This is a genomic window from Streptomyces sp. NPDC054961 (assembly GCF_053609145.1).
This window is the reverse complement of the sequence record NZ_JBSGWY010000025.1, coordinates 66,956-82,090: the sequence shown is the minus strand read 5'-3', so window position 1 is coordinate 82,090 and position 15,135 is coordinate 66,956. Positions and strand designations below refer to the sequence as shown.

The following is a 15,135-nucleotide window of genomic DNA, read 5'->3' as shown; positions in this document are numbered from 1 at the left end:
CCTGAATAGATTCAGTCAACAGCTGCGGTCGGACGCGCCGGATGATGGGATGAAGAACATGGCCGAGACCGCTGACACGCCCGAGACCGCCGGGGGCCCCCCCGGCCCCCCCCCCGATGCCGTGGAGCACGCCGTGGAGAGCGCCGTGGGGGACGCCGTGGAAGACGCCGGCCGCCGGACGCGGCGGCGCGACCTGGCCGTACGGGCCGCCGTCGAGCAGGGCCTGATCGACACCGGTTCCCCCCTGGTCTGCCTGCTGGACACGGCCGGCATCCGCGCCTCCGCCGCCGCCCTGACCTCCGCCTTCGCGGCCGCCGCCGCCCCCGGCACGCCCGTCCTGCACGCCTTCGCCGTCAAGGCCGCCCCGCTCGTCCCCGTGCTGCGGCTGCTCGCCGACGCCGGGCTGGGCTGCGAGGTCGCGAGCCCCGGCGAGCTGGCCCTGGCCCGCGCCGCCGGGATCGGCCCGGAGCGCATCGTCCTCGACTCGCCCGCCAAGACCGCCGCCGAACTGCGCGAGGCCCTCACCCTCGGCATCGCCGTCAACGCCGACAACCGGCAGGAACTGGACCGCCTCGACGCGCTCGTCGCCTCGGCCCCGACCCGGTCGCCGATCGGCGTACGGATCAACCCGCAGACGGGCGCGGGCGCCATCGACGCCCTCTCCACCGCCACGGCGACCTCGAAGTTCGGCATCGCCCTGCGCGATCCGGGCGCGCGCGCATGGCTCGTACGGGCGTACCTGGACCGGCCGTGGCTCACCCGCCTGCACACCCATTCGGGCTCCCAGGGCGTCCCGCTGGCGCTGATCGCGGAGGGGGTGCGGGAGCTGTACGCGCTGGCCGAGGAGATCAACGCGGCGGCCGGCCGGCGGCAGGTCGACACGCTGGACATCGGCGGCGGCCTGCCGGTGAACTTCGCCTCCGACACCGAGACCCCGGTCTACGCGGAGTACGTCTCGGCCCTGCGCTCCGCCGTCCCCGGGCTCTTCTCCGGCGCGTACGGCCTGGTCACGGAGTTCGGGCGGTCACTGCCGGCCAAGCACGGGCTGGTGCTGTCCCGCGTCGAGTACACGAAGACCACCGGCGGCCGGGCGATCGCCCTGACCCACGCGGGGGTCCAGCTGGCCACCCGTACGGTCTACGCCCCCGCGGCCTGGCCGCTGCGGATCCTCCCCTACGACGCCAAGGGCGTCCCCCTGACGGGCCCGCCGGTCGCCCAGGACGTCGCGGGGCCGGCCTGCTTCGCCGGAGACCTCCTGGCGAGCGCGCGGGAGCTGCCGCTCCTGTCCCCGGGGGACCTGATCGCCGTGCCCGACACGGGCGCGTACGCCTTCACGGCGCACTACGGCTACAACAGCCTGCCGCGGCCGGCGGTGTACGGGTACGCGGTGACCCCCGAGGGCGGCGTCCGCTTCGCCCTGGCCCGCCCGGCGCAGTCGCTGTCCGACCTCACCGCGGAAGCGGGCGGGGCCCTGCGCGACGCCCTGCTCTGACACTCCGCCCGCCCGCGGGGGATCCACGGCGGATCCGCGGGGGCCGGGACGTCCCCCGGCGGGCGGTCCGGGGGATCCGCCGCGGCCCCTCCCCCGGACCGCCACGGGGGGGGCGGCTCAGCCGGCCGCCAGGGTGGCGGCCAGCGCCGGGGTCAGCCCCGCCACCACCGCGTCGGGCGTCAGCGCCGTCACCGCCGGCAGTTTCAGCAGGTAGCGGGTCAGGGCCAGGCCCAGCAGCTGGGCGACGACCGGGCCGGCCGCGCGGGCGGCCCGGCCGGGGCCGAGGGCCGCGACCAGGGCGGGTGCGACCTGGGTCGCGAAGACCTCCCGCATCCGCGCCGCCGCCTCGTTGGTCACCGCGGAGGGGCGCCAGGGGGTGCCTGCCGCTGCCGCGCCTGACGCGCCCGCTTCGACCGGCCCCTACTCCACGAACAGGCCCCGCGCGGCGGCCCGGGCGTCGAAGGCCTCCAGACGGGCCTGCGCATCCGGAAGGGCGTCGGCCATCGACTCCAGCAGCACCCGCCCCAGCAGCATCGGCGCACACGCGGTGTCGAACGCCAGACCCGTCCCGACCGGGGCCGGAATCAGCAGGTCCGAGGACCGGGCCACCGGAGCGAAGGCCGAGTCGGCGACCGTCACCACCGTCAGCCCGGCCGCCCGCGCGTGCTCCAGGGCCTCCGCGACCTCCTTCGGGTGCCGCGGCAGCGCGAAGCACAGGAGCGAGGACGCCCCGGCGGCGCGGGCCGCGTCGATCCGGTCGGCGAGCATCGAGCCGCCCTCATCGAGCAGCCGCACGTCCGGATGGACCTTCGCCGCGAAGTACGCGAACCCGCGCGCCTGCGAGGAGGCCGCCCGCAGCCCCAGGACGGGCAGGGGGCTCGACGCGGCCAGCAGCCGCCCCGCCTCCTGGACCGGCGCCGGGTCGGCGAGCATCGCGGACAGCTGCCGCAGGTTCTCGATCTCGCCCTGGACCGCCTGCTGGTACTCGTTGTACGCGTCCTCGTGCTCGGCCCCGGCCCGCTCCGCGGGGGCCACCTCCCGCAGGTGCTTGCGCAGCGCGGGATAGCCGTCGAAGCCGAGCGCCACCGCGAACCGGGTCACCGACGGCTGGCTCACGCCGGCCAGCTCGGCGAGCTCCACGCTCGACAGGAAGGGCACCTCCGCGGCCCCGCGCACCATGCAGTGCGCGATGCGCCGCTGGGTCGGCGTCAACCGGTGCCCCTCGAACAGCTGCTGCAGCCGCGCTGCCGGGCTCTCGCTCATCCCGTCCCCCTCCGTCCCGTCCGTACCGGTGAGATATTCAGTCACGGAGCACTCTGCATGCGGTTATGCAGCACGGCAACCCGCACCCGCGATCCGAGACCCCCGGGAGAGCCGCTCCCCGCGCTCGGGCGTACCCGCCCGCCCCTGGTCCTCACGGGCCGGACGCCGCGCGCCGCCCGGTCAACACCCCTGTCCGCCGGGGTGAGTTGACTGTCCCATGATGCCGTCCGGCCTCCGTCCCGTACGAGGCCGGGGGTCCGGCCCCCGCCCTTCCCGCCGGTGCCGGCGGCCCGATACGGGGGCTAGCCCCAGTGCGGGCGCGAGGGCCTGGTTCCTAGGGTGTCGGTATGGAGTCCCAGGAGCTGAAGAAGGAACTCGCGGCCACGCTGGACGCCCGGCGGGAGCTGGGTCCCGAGTACGAGGCCGCGCTGCTCGACTCGTTCGTCGAGAAGGTCGACACCCAGGTGAGGCGGCGCCTCGCGGAGGAGCGGCTGTCCGCGGCCCGCCCCCGGCGCGCCGCGGAGCCGGTGGACGGCAACTTCGGGGAACGCTTCGGCTTCGCGATCATCACCCTGGTGCTGGCGATCCCGCTCTCCGCGATCGGCGCCGCCCAGGCCAGGCTCAGCGGCCTGATCGTCGTCTGGCTGGGCATCCTGGGCGTGAACTACGTCCACTCCGTCAGGTTCCGCCGCCGCTCCGCTCCCGAGTCCCGGGACTGACCCGGCCGGGACCGACCCGCCCCGACCCGCCCCGGACGACCCCGGCCCGCCGCCGCGCCGGCACGGCGTACGGCGGCGCGGGCCGGCGAGGAAGCGGGGGCGGGGCCGGCGAGGAAGTAAGCGCGGGGACCGCCGCACCCCGGTTGCCCGGGGGCGGGACGACGGCGGTCCCCGCGAAGGACACGGGCCGGGTCAAGGGCCGTCCGCGCGTCCGTGCGTCCACGCGGTCCGGGAGCCGCTCCGGAGGCGCGCCGACGCCGTTCGTGGTGCCGGCCGGGTCCCGGTTCCCCGGGTCTTCCCTGCCGACGACCACCACTGTGCCGCAGCCGTGTTAAGCCGGTGCTGCCGTCACGTGACGGCACCGTGCCGATTACGCGTCGGCCAGGACACCGGCCCCCGGAGGACCTACTTCGCGCTCTTCGCCAGGAACGCCAGCAGGTCCTGGCGGCTCACCACGCCCGTCGGCTTGCCCTCGACCAGGACGATCGCCGCGTCCGCCTCGCCCAGGACCGCCATCAGCTCGGACACCGGCTCGCCGGAGCCGACCTGCGGGAGCGGCGAGGACATGTGCTTCTCCAGCGGGTCGCCGAGGGACGCCCGCTGCGCGAAGAGCGCCGCCAGCAGTTCCTTCTCGACCACCGAGCCGATGACCTCGGCCGCCATCACGTCGGGGTGGCCCGCGCCCGGCTTGACGATCGGCATCTGCGAGACGCCGTACTCGCGCAGCACCTCGATGGCCTCGCCGACGGTCTCCTCGGGGTGCATGTGGACGAGGGAGGGGATGCTGCCCCCCTCCTTGTCCGCCAGCACGTCACCGATCCGCGCCGCGGGACCGGCCTCCTCCAGGAAGCCGTGCCCGGCCATCCACTCGTCGCTGAAGATCTTGCTGAGGTAGCCGCGCCCGGAGTCCGGGAGCAGGACGACGACCACGTCGTCCGGGCCGAGCCTCTCCGCCGCGCGCAGCGCCGCGACGACCGCCATGCCGCAGGAGCCGCCGACGAGGAGACCCTCCTCCTTGGCGAGGCGGCGGGTCATCTGGAAGGAGTCCTTGTCGGACACCGCGATGATCTCGTCCGTCACGTTGCGGTCGTAGGCGCTCGGCCAGAAGTCCTCGCCGACGCCCTCGACCAGGTACGGGCGGCCCGAGCCGCCGGAGTAGACCGAGCCCTCGGGGTCGGCGCCGATGACCTTGACCTTGCCGCCGGACACCTCCTTGAGGTAGCCGCCGGTGCCGGAGATCGTGCCGCCCGTGCCGACGCCGGCCACGAAGTGGGTGATCTTCCCGTCCGTCTGCTCCCACAGCTCGGGACCGGTGGTCTCGTAGTGCGAACGGGGGTTGTTCGGGTTGCTGTACTGGTCAGGCTTCCAGGCGCCCGGCTCGCGCGCGAGGCGGTCGGACACGTTGTAGTACGAGTCCGGGTGCTCCGGGTCCACGGCGGTCGGGCAGACCACCACGTCGGCGCCGTACGCGCGCATCACGTTGATCTTGTCCATGGACACCTTGTCAGGGCAGACGAAGATGCACTTGTAGCCCTTCTGCTGGGCCACGATGGCGAGTCCTACACCCGTGTTGCCGCTCGTCGGCTCCACGATGGTGCCACCGGGCTTGAGGGCTCCGCTCTGCTCTGCGGCCTCGATCATCCTGACGGCGATCCGGTCCTTCACGGATCCGCCGGGATTGAAGTACTCGACCTTGGCAAGGACGGTGGCCTGGAGGCCTTCGGTCACACGGTTGAGCTTCACCAGCGGGGTATTGCCGACGAGGCTGATCATCGAGTCGTGGAATTGCACCATGTTCTCCAAGGAGGGGACTCCACGGGTTCTCCGGGAGGCTCGGCCAGAGTATGCGCAAAGGGATTGGCCGACCGGCAGTACGGGGCAGGTAGGTCAACAGGACCAGGTACCGAGGAGGTGGCACGAGGGTGTCCAGGGCGAGGACGGCCCGCCGGATCGCGGCGGGCGCGGCGTACGGCGGGGGCGGGCTCGGGCTCGTCGGGGCCGCCGCGGTGGGGTTGTTCGTGGCCGAGCTGCAGTTCGCCAAGCGGACGGTCGGCACCGGGCTGGCGGATCCGCCGCGTGCGGACGGGCTGTACGGGAGCGAGTTCGGCGGGCCTGAGCTGAGCCCGGGCCCGCTGCGGCTCGGCATGCTGGGCGATTCCACGGCCGCCGGGCTGGGGGTGCACCGGGCGAGGCAGACCCCGGGCGCGCTGCTGGCCTCGGGGCTGGCAGCGGTGGCCGAGCGGCCGGTGGAGCTGCGGAACGTGGCGCTGTCCGGGGCCATGTCCGACGACCTGGACCGGCAGGCGGGGCTGCTGCTGGACGGGGACGAGCCGGCTCCCGACGTGTGCGTGATCATGATCGGCGCCAATGACGTGACCCGGCGGATGCCGCCGACCCAGTCGGTCCGGCTGCTGACCGGGGCCGTCCGCCGGCTGCGGCTCGCGGGCTCCGAGGTCGTGGTCGCCACCTGCCCGGACCTGGGGACGATCGAGCCGGTGTACCAGCCGCTGCGGTGGCTGGCCCGCCGGGTGTCGCGGCAGCTGGCGGCAGCCCAGACGATCGGGGTGCTCGCGCTGGGCGCCCGTACCGTCTCGATGGGCGACCTGCTGGGGCCCGAGTTCGCGGCGAACCCCCGCGAGATGTTCGGCCCGGACTCCTACCACCCCTCGACGGAGGGCTACGCGACCGCCGCGATGGCCGTGCTGCCGACCCTGTGCGCGGCCCTGGAGCTGTGGCCCGAGTCGGACCGGCTGGACGTGTCGCGCAACGAGGACATGCTCCCGGTCGCCAAGGCCGCCTCGGCGGCGGCCGGACTGGCGGGCACGGAGGTCACGGGGGCGCGGGGTCCGTGGGCCCTGCTCAAGTACCGGCGCAGGCGGCGGGTGCCGGGCGAGGACCTCGCGCGGGAGCCCGGAGGCACCGACGGGACGGGCCGGCCCCCGCGGGGGGACGGAAAGGCGGGCGGGAGCACGGCCAGAGCGACCGGAGTCACATCGAAAGGGCCGTGACCTCGACGGTACGGGGCGGTAACTTCGCATGCGGTCCCGGTACGACACCACCTCCCTTGGAGCCCCGATGCCCGAAGCCGTCATCGTTTCCACCGCCCGGTCGCCCATCGGCCGCGCCTTCAAGGGATCCCTCAAGGACGTCCGACCGGACGATCTGACCGCCACGGTCATCCAGGCCGCCCTCGCGAAGATCCCCGAGCTGGACCCGCGCCTGATCGACGACCTGATGCTGGGCTGTGGCCTCCCGGGCGGCGAGCAGGGCCACAACCTGGGCCGCATCGTGGCGGTGCAGATGGGCATGGACCACCTGCCCGCCACCACGATCACCCGCTACTGCGCCTCCTCGCTCCAGACCTCCCGGATGGCGCTGCACGCCATCAAGGCGGGCGAGGGCGACATCTTCATCTCCGCGGGCGTGGAGATGGTGTCGCGGTCCGTGAACGGCTCCTCCGACGGGATCCCGGGCACCCACAACCCGTTCTTCGCCGAGTCCGAGGCCCACACCGCCTCGGTGGCCCAGAGCACCGGCTCCTCCTGGCACGACCCGCGCGAGGACGGCCGGACCCCGGACGCGTACATCCAGATGGGCCAGACCGCCGAGAACCTGGCGCGCCTGAAGGGCGTGACGCGCCGCGACATGGACGAGTTCGGCGTGCGCTCGCAGAACCTGGCCGAGGAAGCCATCAAGAACGGCTTCTGGGCCCGCGAGATCACCCCGGTCACCACGCCGGACGGCACGGTCGTCTCCACCGACGACGGCCCGCGCGCCGGGGTCACCCTGGAGGCCGTCGAGGGCCTCAAGCCGGTCTTCCGCCCCGACGGCCTGGTCACGGCCGGCAACTGCTGCCCGCTCAACGACGGCGCCGCGGCGCTGGTCGTCATGAGCGACACCAAGGCCCGCGAGCTGGGCCTGACCCCGCTGGCCCGGATCGTCTCCACCGGCGTCACCGGCCTCTCCCCCGAGATCATGGGCCTGGGCCCGGTCGAGGCCTCCCAGCAGGCGCTGCGGCGCGCGGGCCTGACCGTCGGCGACATCGACCTCTTCGAGATCAACGAGGCCTTCGCGGCCCAGGTCATCCCCTCCTACCGGGACCTCGAGATCCCGCTGGAGAAGCTGAACGTCAACGGCGGGGCCATCGCCGTCGGTCACCCCTTCGGGATGACCGGTGCGCGCATCACCGGCACGCTGATCAACAGCCTGCAGTTCCACGACAAGCAGTTCGGCCTGGAGACGATGTGCGTCGGCGGCGGCCAGGGCATGGCCATGGTCATCGAGCGCCTGAGCTGAGTGCGCCGAGCCGGTCGCGAGGACGCGGCCGAGGAGGATGCGCGCCCTGAGCGCTCCGCGACCGGCCGAACACGGCTCGGCCGGCCGCGGACGGACCGATCAAGGCCCGAGGGCAGGCGCCGCACGGGATCCGCTCGATCCCGGGCGCCGTACTGACAGCGAATCTAATCCTGTCGCGGCCAATCTGTGACCAAATGTCCCCCAGGATGTGACCTTCGTCTTGGGGGATCGTCATATCCCCAGGTCAGACCATGTTCCGGCGGGGGCTCCGGGACGAAAGGCCTGTCCAATTCATGACGTAATGCACTGCCGGCCATTCCCAGGTGAGGACAAGCTGATGTAGGAAGTCGGGGGATCGAATCAACCAGGAGCTAGTCAGTGAGCGCCATGTCTCTTGCCCTACTGCTGACCACGGCCGCTGCCACGGCCGTCGGCGCGGCTGCGCTGCACGCCGTCCACGGCCTGCGCAAGCAGGTCACGGCGCTGCGCGGTGAGCTGGTCGTCTCGGCACACCCGCGCGGCGCGTCCGTGCCGCACGCCCGTGCCGCCGTGGAGTCCCCCGCAGCCGAGATACGAGCCGCCGTGGCCGAGGCCCTCGCCGAGGAGCGCGAGCGCGAGCTCGCCGAGGCGCGTGCGTTCTGGGCCGCCCAGGAGGCCCGCGACGCCGCCGACGCCCCCTCGCTGCTGGGCGGGCCGTCCGGACTCGGCGACGACAGCCCGGTCTTCCTGCCCCGCCAGGTGGACCTGGTCGGTCTGGAGCCGCTGCTCGGCGACGAGCCGGCCGACGAGTACCAGGACGCCGGTCTGGGCGCGGAGTCGGCCGAGCTGGCCGCCGCCCGCCGACGCCACCCCTCGCACCCCGACTTCGTACCGGTCCAGTCGCACCCCGGCGTCGACCACGAGCGCACGGTCAGCCGCCTGGAAGAGCTCGCGCTGGCCCGTACGGCCCTCGCGGACGTCCGCCCCGGCCCGCTGGGCACCCTGGACGTGTACGTCTTCACCGACGGCACGACGCTCTGCATGACCCCGGGCCACCGGGAGACCGCGGAGCGCCTGGCCGACGCCCTGCGCTCGGGCAGCGCCCCGGTCCTGCTGGGCGGCTCGGGCATCTCCGGCGCCTACGCCCTGACCTTCTCCTGCGGCGACGCCGAGGACCCGGACAGCAACGTCTACATCCTCGCGGACCGCGTCATCGCATCGCTCTGACTTCCGCCAGCTCCACCAGCCGTACGGCCTCGTCCAGCATTCCGGACGGGGCCTTCGTGCCGTCCGGGGCCGTCGCGGTGTCCGGGGCCGTCGCGGTGTCCGGGGCCGTCGCGGGTCCCCCGGCGGACCGGGACCCGGACCCGGCCGCGGAGCGCAGTGCCTCGGCGAGGTCCAGCCCGGCCACGGCCACCTGGTCGCCGACGACGAAGATCCCCGCATCCGGCATCTCGCGCGCCGGAGCCGCCCCCTGGGCGTCCGCGGCGCCCCGGGCGGCCGCCTCCAGCCGCTGCGCCCGTACGGAGAGTTCCCGGGCCAGTTCCAGCGCCGCCTCGGCGGCACCCTGCTGGAGCCGGCTCTGCGGCGCGGCCCGCAACCGGTCGGCGAAGCGTTCCACGGCGACGGTCAGGGGTGAGGTATCGAGCACCCGGCCGACCTTACGCGCCGCCACGGCACCATTGCCAACGGGCGAACTCTCCGGCACGGTGGCGTGACGAGAGCAGACCGGCGATACCTCCGGAGGCGCCCATGTCCGTAGAGTTCTCCGAGCAGACCCACCGCAACATGATCGACAGAATCCCCGGGACCACCGGTCGTGAGCTGTCCGACTGGCTGCGCACCGTGGATGACGGCCCGTCCCTCTTCCGGTTCGAGGAGAAGGTCAGCTGGCTACTCGGCGCGCACGAACTCTCGTACGGCCAGGCCAAGGCGATCATCCACGAGCACGATCTGCGCAGGGCCGCCCGCAAGTTCGGCTGAGCGAGCCCCTGCCCCTGTCCGAAGTCCCCCGATCCCGTTGACCCCCGACACGCGGGAAGGCCCCGCGAGCTCTTGCTCGCGGGGCCTTCCTCGGCTCATCGGGTCCAGCCGGTCCTGCTGCTAGTCACCCTTGAGGATGGAGATCAGGCGCAGCATCTCCATGTAGATCCACACCAGGGTCATGGTGAGGCCGAAGGCCGCCAGCCAGGACTCCTCGCGCGGGGCGCCGTACGTCACGCCGTCCTCGACCTGCTTGAAGTCCAGGGCGAGGAAGCAGGCACCGAGGATGATGCCGATGACGCCGAAGAGGATGCCGAGGCCGCCGCTGCGGAAGCCCAGGCCGTCGCCGCCGCCGAAGACGGCGAACAGCAGGTTGACGGCCATCAGGAGCATGAAGCCCATGGCGGCGGCCATCACGAAGCCGACGAAGCGCCGGTTCACGTTGATCCAGCGCATCCGGTAGGCGATCAGCACGCCGGCGAAGACGCACATCGTGCCCATCACGGCCTGGATGACCACGCCCGGGCTGATGTAGGTGCTGACAGCCGAGCTGATGACACCGAGGAAGACGCCCTCGAACGCCGCGTAGGCCAGGATCAGCGCCGGTACGGGCTTGCTCTTGAACGACTGCACCATCGCGAAGACGAACGCGATGAGCGCGGCGCCGATGGCGATGCCGTAGGACTTGTTGATGTTGGCCGGGTCGACGGGCAGTGCGATCCAGGAGATGACCGCCGTCAGGACGACCGTGCCGAGCGTCATGGCCGTACGGCTCACGACGTCGTCGATGGTCATCGCATTTCCGCGGACCGGAGCCTGCGGCATACCCGTGGCCGGGTCGGTCGCGTAGGGGTTGGTCGCGTACGGGTTGGTCGTGGTCCCGGCCTGGGGCTGCTGCGTGCCGAAGCCCGCGTAAGCGCCGTTGTCGCGGCTGAACCCCCGTCGCGAGAAGACCGGGTTGCTGCTCCTCATCTCACTCCTCCGTGGCCACCGTGCGCGGCCTCGCGTCAAGAGTAATGCGGTAGCAAAGGAATCGCCCTACTGCTCGAGGAGGATCTTTCCGGGACAGGACCGGCAAAGCGCACGGAATCCCGCCCGTGGTCCTGCCCGGCGCCGCCCGGCGGCGGGAGTACGGGGGGACGGGGGTCGCTCAATGGCGGCGGCGGGGGCCCCTCGGGCGCCCCCGCCGTTCGCACGTTCCGGTCCGGCGGAACGTCGTCGTGCCCGAAGCCGGACTTGAACCGGCACGACCCGAAGGTCAGCGAGGTTTAAGCTCGCCGTGTCTGCATTCCACCATCCGGGCGCAGGGCGTAGCGGCCCCCTTGGAAAAACCTTGAACGCTACGGTCGAGCCTATCCGCAACACCCGCACCCCGACCTGGGGTTCTCGCCGATGTTGTCTGATTTTATTGGTGATTGATGGAGCGTCAGGACGCAGAACGCACGGTCCGCCCCTTGCCCGCGTCGATCATGGCGCCGTGGGATTGACGGGATTTCGATGGCTCGCGCCACCCCCGCGCCACCCCTCGCGCCACCCTCCTCGCACCGTGCCCCGTTGCGCGCCCCTCTCCGCGCCCCGCCGTACGCCCCATGACGCCCCGCCGCCCGCCCCACGACGCTGCGCCGCACGCCCCGTACCGCCCCCGCCGCGCGCCCCGCACCCACCCCGCGGCCCCGCCGCCCGGGGCGCCCGCGCGGGCCCCCGAGCGGGCCGCGGGCGGCTCCCGCACACCTGAGCCGCGACCCCACCGGCCCCCGCCCGCCCCCTCCTTGGGCCCGACGGCTGTCATCCCAAAGGAGGAGGCGGACCCGTCCGCGTCAGACTCCAGTGGGCCGGAGAACGGGCACCACGGCTGATCCGCGGGAGGGGTCGGCGCCCCGACGATGGGAAGGTCCCGCCCACCGCGGACCGTGAGCCCGGTCCGCAGCCCAAGGAGCAGCTCCCGTGACCACCATGAACTACGCCCCGCACACCACCCAGGCCGTCGCCGCGCGCGCCACCGGCCTCTCCAAGGTGTACGGCCAGGGCGAGACCCAGGTGGTCGCTCTCGAGAACGTCTCCGTGGACTTCGCCGCGGGCCAGTTCACCGCGATCATGGGCCCCTCGGGCTCCGGCAAGTCCACGCTGATGCACTGCGTCGCCGGCCTGGACACCTTCTCCGCCGGGTCCGTCCGGATCGGCGAGACCGAGCTCTCCACCCTGAAGGACAAGCAGCTCACGCAGCTGCGCCGGGACAAGATCGGCTTCATCTTCCAGGCCTTCAACCTGCTGCCGACGCTGACGGCCCTGGAGAACATCACGCTCCCCATGGACATCGCGGGCCGCAAGCCCGACCGCCAGTGGCTCGACTCGGTGATCTCGATGGTCGGCCTCTCCGACCGCCTCGGCCACCGCCCCACCCAGCTCTCGGGCGGCCAGCAGCAGCGCGTGGCCGTCGCCCGCGCCCTGGCCTCCCGCCCCGAGATCATCTTCGGCGACGAGCCGACCGGAAACCTGGACTCGCGCTCGGGCGCCGAAGTCCTCGGCTTCCTGCGCAACTCGGTCCGCGAGCTCGGCCAGACCGTGGTGATGGTCACCCACGACCCGGTCGCCGCCTCCTACGCGGACCGCGTCATCTTCCTCGCCGACGGCCGCATCGTCGACGAGATGCTCAACCCGACCGCGGACGGCGTGCTCGACCGCATGAAGGCCTTCGACGCCAAGGGCCGCACCAGCTGAGGGACGCCCGCTCCCTTCGCCGACGCCCGTCCCCGCCGACCCCTGACCACCTGGACTCCTCCACCATGTTCCGTACCGCCCTGCGCAACGTGCTCGCGCACAAGGCCCGGCTGTTGATGACGGTGCTCGCCGTCGTCCTCGGCGTCGCCTTCGTCTCCGGCACGCTCGTCTTCACCGACACCGTCGGCAAGGCGATGTCGAACCAGTCCGCCAAGAGCTTCGAGGGCGTAGCCGTCTCGGTCACCTCCTACGGCCCCTCCCGCAACGAGCAGGGCGTCAAGGAGGGCGAGCCGGGCATCAGCCAGCAGACCCTCGACAAGGTCAAGGCGCTCGGCGGCGTGGACGCCGCCTCGGGCCGCGTCCACGGCTTCGCCGCCGTCGGCGACCAGGACGGCAAGCTGATCGGCACCGGCTGGTCCAACACCGGCGCCAACTTCGTCCCGCTGAAGGACGGCAAGGACCCCCGCTACGCCTTCTTCGAGGGCAGTGGCCCGGCCGGCGCCGACCAGATCGCCCTCGACAAGGAGACGGCCCAGCGCGGCAAGTACCAGGTCGGCGACAAGGTCCGGGTGGCCGAGAACGGTCCGGCCAAGGAGTACACCCTCGCCGGCGTCTTCACCACGGAGGACGGCGCGGTCAACGCGGGCGGCTCGCTGGTCCTGTTCGACACCCCGACCGCCCAGCAGCTCTACCTGAAGCCCGGGTTCTACGACGAGCTCTCGGTCAGCGCCAAGGCCGGCGCCGACGCCGACGCGCTGCTCGCCGAGATCAAGCCCCTCATCGGCAAGGACGCCAAGGCCCAGACCGGCGCGCAGCTCGCCGACGAACAGGCCAAGAACATCAGCGCGGGCATGAACAGCATGAACCAGATGCTGCTGACCTTCGCGCTGATCTCGCTCTTCGTCGGCGTCTTCCTGATCTACAACACCTTCACCATGCTGGTCGCCCAGCGCACGAAGGAGCTGGCCCTGCTGCGCGCCGTCGGCGCCAACCGCGGCCAGGTCAAGCGCTCGGTCCTGGCCGAGGCCGTGGTCGTCGGCGTGGTCTCCTCCGCCATCGGCCTGATCGCGGGTGTCGGCCTCGCCGTCGGCATGCGCTCCGCGATGGGCGCCTTCGGCGCCAAGATCCCGGCCGGCCCGCTGGTCGTCGCCCCCCTCACCGTCGCCGCCGCGATCGGCATCGGCGTCTTCGTCACGATGCTCGCCGCCTGGCTGCCCGCCCGCCGCACCGCGAAGATCGCCCCGGTCGCCGCCATGGGCAGCGCCCACCTGCCGGCCACCGCGAAGTCCCTGGCGCTGCGCAACAGCATCGGCGGCTCGGTCACCCTGCTCGGTCTGCTCGCCATCCTCGGCGGCGCGATGACCGGCAAGGACGGCAAGATGATGATCGGCACCGGCGCCTTCTTCACGATGATCGGCATCATCATCCTGCTGCCGGCGCTCTCCCGTCCGGTCATCACCGCCGTCCGCCCGCTGCTGGAAAAGGCCTTCGGCGTCGCCGGCAAGCTCGCCGCGCAGAACGCGGTCCGCAACCCGCGCCGCACCGCCGTCACCGCCGCCTCCCTCGCCATCGGCCTGACCCTGGTCACCGCCCTGTCGGTGCTCGGCATCACCATGGGCAAGGCCATCGACCGGGTGACGACGGACCACCTCAAGGCCGACTACAAGGTCTCCATGGGCAACACGATGGGCAGCCTGGACCCCTCCGTGCTCCCGGTCCTGGCGAAGGCCCCGGGCGTCAAGGCGGTCTCCCCGCAGCAGGACGGGTACCTGCGGACGGGCACCGGTAACGACGAGGAGTTCCACTCCGTCTCCGGCGTCAACCCGGCCACCATCGGCCAGCTCCTCCGCTTCGACGTGGTCAGCGGGCAGATGGACAGCCTCACCAAGGGCGAGGTGGCGGTCGCCGAGAAGACCGCGAAGAGCGCCGGCCTGTCGGTCGGCTCCACGCTGAAGGCCACCTTCGAGGACGACCGGACGGCGGACCTCAAGGTCGGCGCGATCTACAAGGACATGGAGGGCATGCTCTCCCCCTACGTGATCGACCACACCATCCTCGACCAGCACAGCGAGGAACCGCACATCCGCGAGGTCTACGTCAAGACGGACGGCGGCGCCTCCGAGAAGGCCGAGAAGTCGCTCGTCGACGCCCTCGGCAAGAACCCGGCGATCACCTTCGCCACCCAGCAGGACATCCGCAACGAGATGGGCGGCCTGATCAACACCGCCCTGAACATCATGTATGGCCTGCTCGGCATGGCCCTGATCATCTCGGTCCTCGGCGTCGTCAACACCCTGGCGATGTCCGTGTACGAGCGGACGCAGGAGATCGGCATGCTGCGGGCGATCGGCCTGGACCGCGGCAAGGTCAAGAACATGATCCGCCTGGAAGCCATCGTGATCTCGCTCTTCGGCGCGGTGATCGGCGTGGTCCTCGGCACCTTCATCGCCTGGGCCGTCGGCGAGACCCTCAAGTCCTCGATCCCGGACTACGCCCTGGTCATCCCCTTCGACCGGATCGCGATCTTCATGCTGCTGGCCGGCATCGTCGGCGCCCTGGCGGCCATGTGGCCCGCCCGCAGCGCGGCCCGGCTGAACATGCTGACCGCCATCAAGACGGAGTAGCCGGCCGCCGCCGTACGAAGGCGGTCCGCACGGGGGCCGGGGGCCCCGCGACGTGATGTCG

The 15,135-nt window shown here is 72.4% G+C and carries 13 protein-coding genes and 1 tRNA gene; 8 read left to right on the top strand and 6 right to left on the bottom strand.

Annotation, left to right across the window (positions count from 1 at the left end; all coding sequences use genetic code 11):
• The first annotated feature begins 58 nt into the window (after nt 1-58).
• Nucleotides 59-1,492, top strand: coding sequence for a diaminopimelate decarboxylase (locus ACWF9Z_RS22500; RefSeq protein ID WP_453604567.1), 1,434 nt, complete (start codon nt 59-61; stop codon nt 1,490-1,492).
• A gap of 117 nt (nt 1,493-1,609) precedes the next feature.
• Here the strand turns inward: ACWF9Z_RS22500 and ACWF9Z_RS22495 are convergent, their stop codons facing one another.
• Nucleotides 1,610-1,849 carry a TetR/AcrR family transcriptional regulator gene (locus ACWF9Z_RS22495; RefSeq protein ID WP_453604566.1) on the bottom strand — a complete coding sequence of 80 codons (240 nt, stop codon included), beginning with the start codon at nt 1,847-1,849 and terminating at the stop codon, nt 1,610-1,612.
• A gap of 63 nt (nt 1,850-1,912) precedes the next feature.
• Entirely contained in the window at nt 1,913-2,755 is an 843-nt protein-coding gene (locus tag ACWF9Z_RS22490) for a MurR/RpiR family transcriptional regulator (protein ID WP_453604564.1), read from the bottom strand.
• A 347-nt stretch (nt 2,756-3,102) separates the two neighbouring features.
• Between ACWF9Z_RS22490 and ACWF9Z_RS22485 the strand changes: the two genes are divergently transcribed.
• On the top strand, nt 3,103-3,474 hold the full coding sequence (locus ACWF9Z_RS22485; RefSeq protein WP_453604563.1) for a hypothetical protein: 372 nt from the start codon (nt 3,103-3,105) through the stop codon (nt 3,472-3,474).
• 405 nt (nt 3,475-3,879) lie between these two features.
• Here ACWF9Z_RS22485 and ACWF9Z_RS22480 read toward each other — a convergent pair whose 3' ends face one another.
• On the bottom strand, nt 3,880-5,265 hold the full coding sequence (locus ACWF9Z_RS22480; protein WP_453604611.1) for a cystathionine beta-synthase: 1,386 nt from the start codon (nt 5,263-5,265) through the stop codon (nt 3,880-3,882).
• A gap of 131 nt (nt 5,266-5,396) precedes the next feature.
• Here ACWF9Z_RS22480 and ACWF9Z_RS22475 point away from each other — a divergent pair, with 131 nt between their 5' ends.
• The 3 genes from ACWF9Z_RS22475 (at nt 5,397) to ACWF9Z_RS22465 (ending at nt 8,976) form a co-directional block, all read left to right on the top strand.
• Nucleotides 5,397-6,482: an SGNH/GDSL hydrolase family protein gene (locus ACWF9Z_RS22475; RefSeq protein ID WP_453604562.1), complete on the top strand. Its 1,086-nt coding sequence runs from the start codon at nt 5,397-5,399 to the stop codon at nt 6,480-6,482.
• A 67-nt stretch (nt 6,483-6,549) separates the two neighbouring features.
• Nucleotides 6,550-7,770, top strand: coding sequence for an acetyl-CoA C-acetyltransferase (locus ACWF9Z_RS22470; protein ID WP_453604560.1), 1,221 nt, complete (start codon nt 6,550-6,552; stop codon nt 7,768-7,770).
• Between the two features lie 387 nt (nt 7,771-8,157).
• On the top strand, nt 8,158-8,976 hold the full coding sequence (locus tag ACWF9Z_RS22465) for a hypothetical protein (protein WP_453604558.1): 819 nt from the start codon (nt 8,158-8,160) through the stop codon (nt 8,974-8,976).
• Here ACWF9Z_RS22465 and ACWF9Z_RS22460 read toward each other — a convergent pair.
• Nucleotides 8,960-9,400 (bottom strand): hypothetical protein, encoded by a 441-nt coding sequence (locus ACWF9Z_RS22460; RefSeq protein ID WP_453604557.1) that lies wholly within the window; start codon nt 9,398-9,400, stop codon nt 8,960-8,962. The genes ACWF9Z_RS22465 and ACWF9Z_RS22460 overlap by 17 nt on opposite strands.
• Before the next feature lie 101 nt (nt 9,401-9,501).
• Here ACWF9Z_RS22460 and ACWF9Z_RS22455 point away from each other — a divergent pair, with 101 nt between their 5' ends.
• Entirely contained in the window at nt 9,502-9,732 is a 231-nt protein-coding gene (locus ACWF9Z_RS22455; RefSeq protein WP_453604555.1) for a DUF4287 domain-containing protein, read from the top strand.
• A 120-nt stretch (nt 9,733-9,852) separates the two neighbouring features.
• On the opposite strand, the gene ACWF9Z_RS22450 is transcribed toward ACWF9Z_RS22455, so the two are convergent.
• The gene (locus tag ACWF9Z_RS22450; RefSeq protein WP_453604553.1) at nt 9,853-10,704 is read right to left on the bottom strand and encodes a Bax inhibitor-1/YccA family protein; all 852 of its coding nucleotides are present in this window, start codon (nt 10,702-10,704) and stop codon (nt 9,853-9,855) included.
• Between the two features lie 249 nt (nt 10,705-10,953).
• Nucleotides 10,954-11,035 (bottom strand) — tRNA-Leu (locus tag ACWF9Z_RS22445).
• Nucleotides 11,036-11,685: 650 nt separating this feature from the next.
• Here ACWF9Z_RS22445 and ACWF9Z_RS22440 point away from each other — a divergent pair.
• A complete protein-coding gene (locus ACWF9Z_RS22440; RefSeq protein ID WP_356655550.1) occupies nt 11,686-12,450 on the top strand; it encodes an ABC transporter ATP-binding protein in 765 nt (254 codons plus the stop codon).
• Between the two features lie 65 nt (nt 12,451-12,515).
• Nucleotides 12,516-15,074, top strand: a complete 2,559-nt coding sequence (locus tag ACWF9Z_RS22435; RefSeq protein WP_453604551.1) for an ABC transporter permease — start codon at nt 12,516-12,518, stop codon at nt 15,072-15,074.
• Nucleotides 15,075-15,135: the final 61 nt, after the last annotated feature.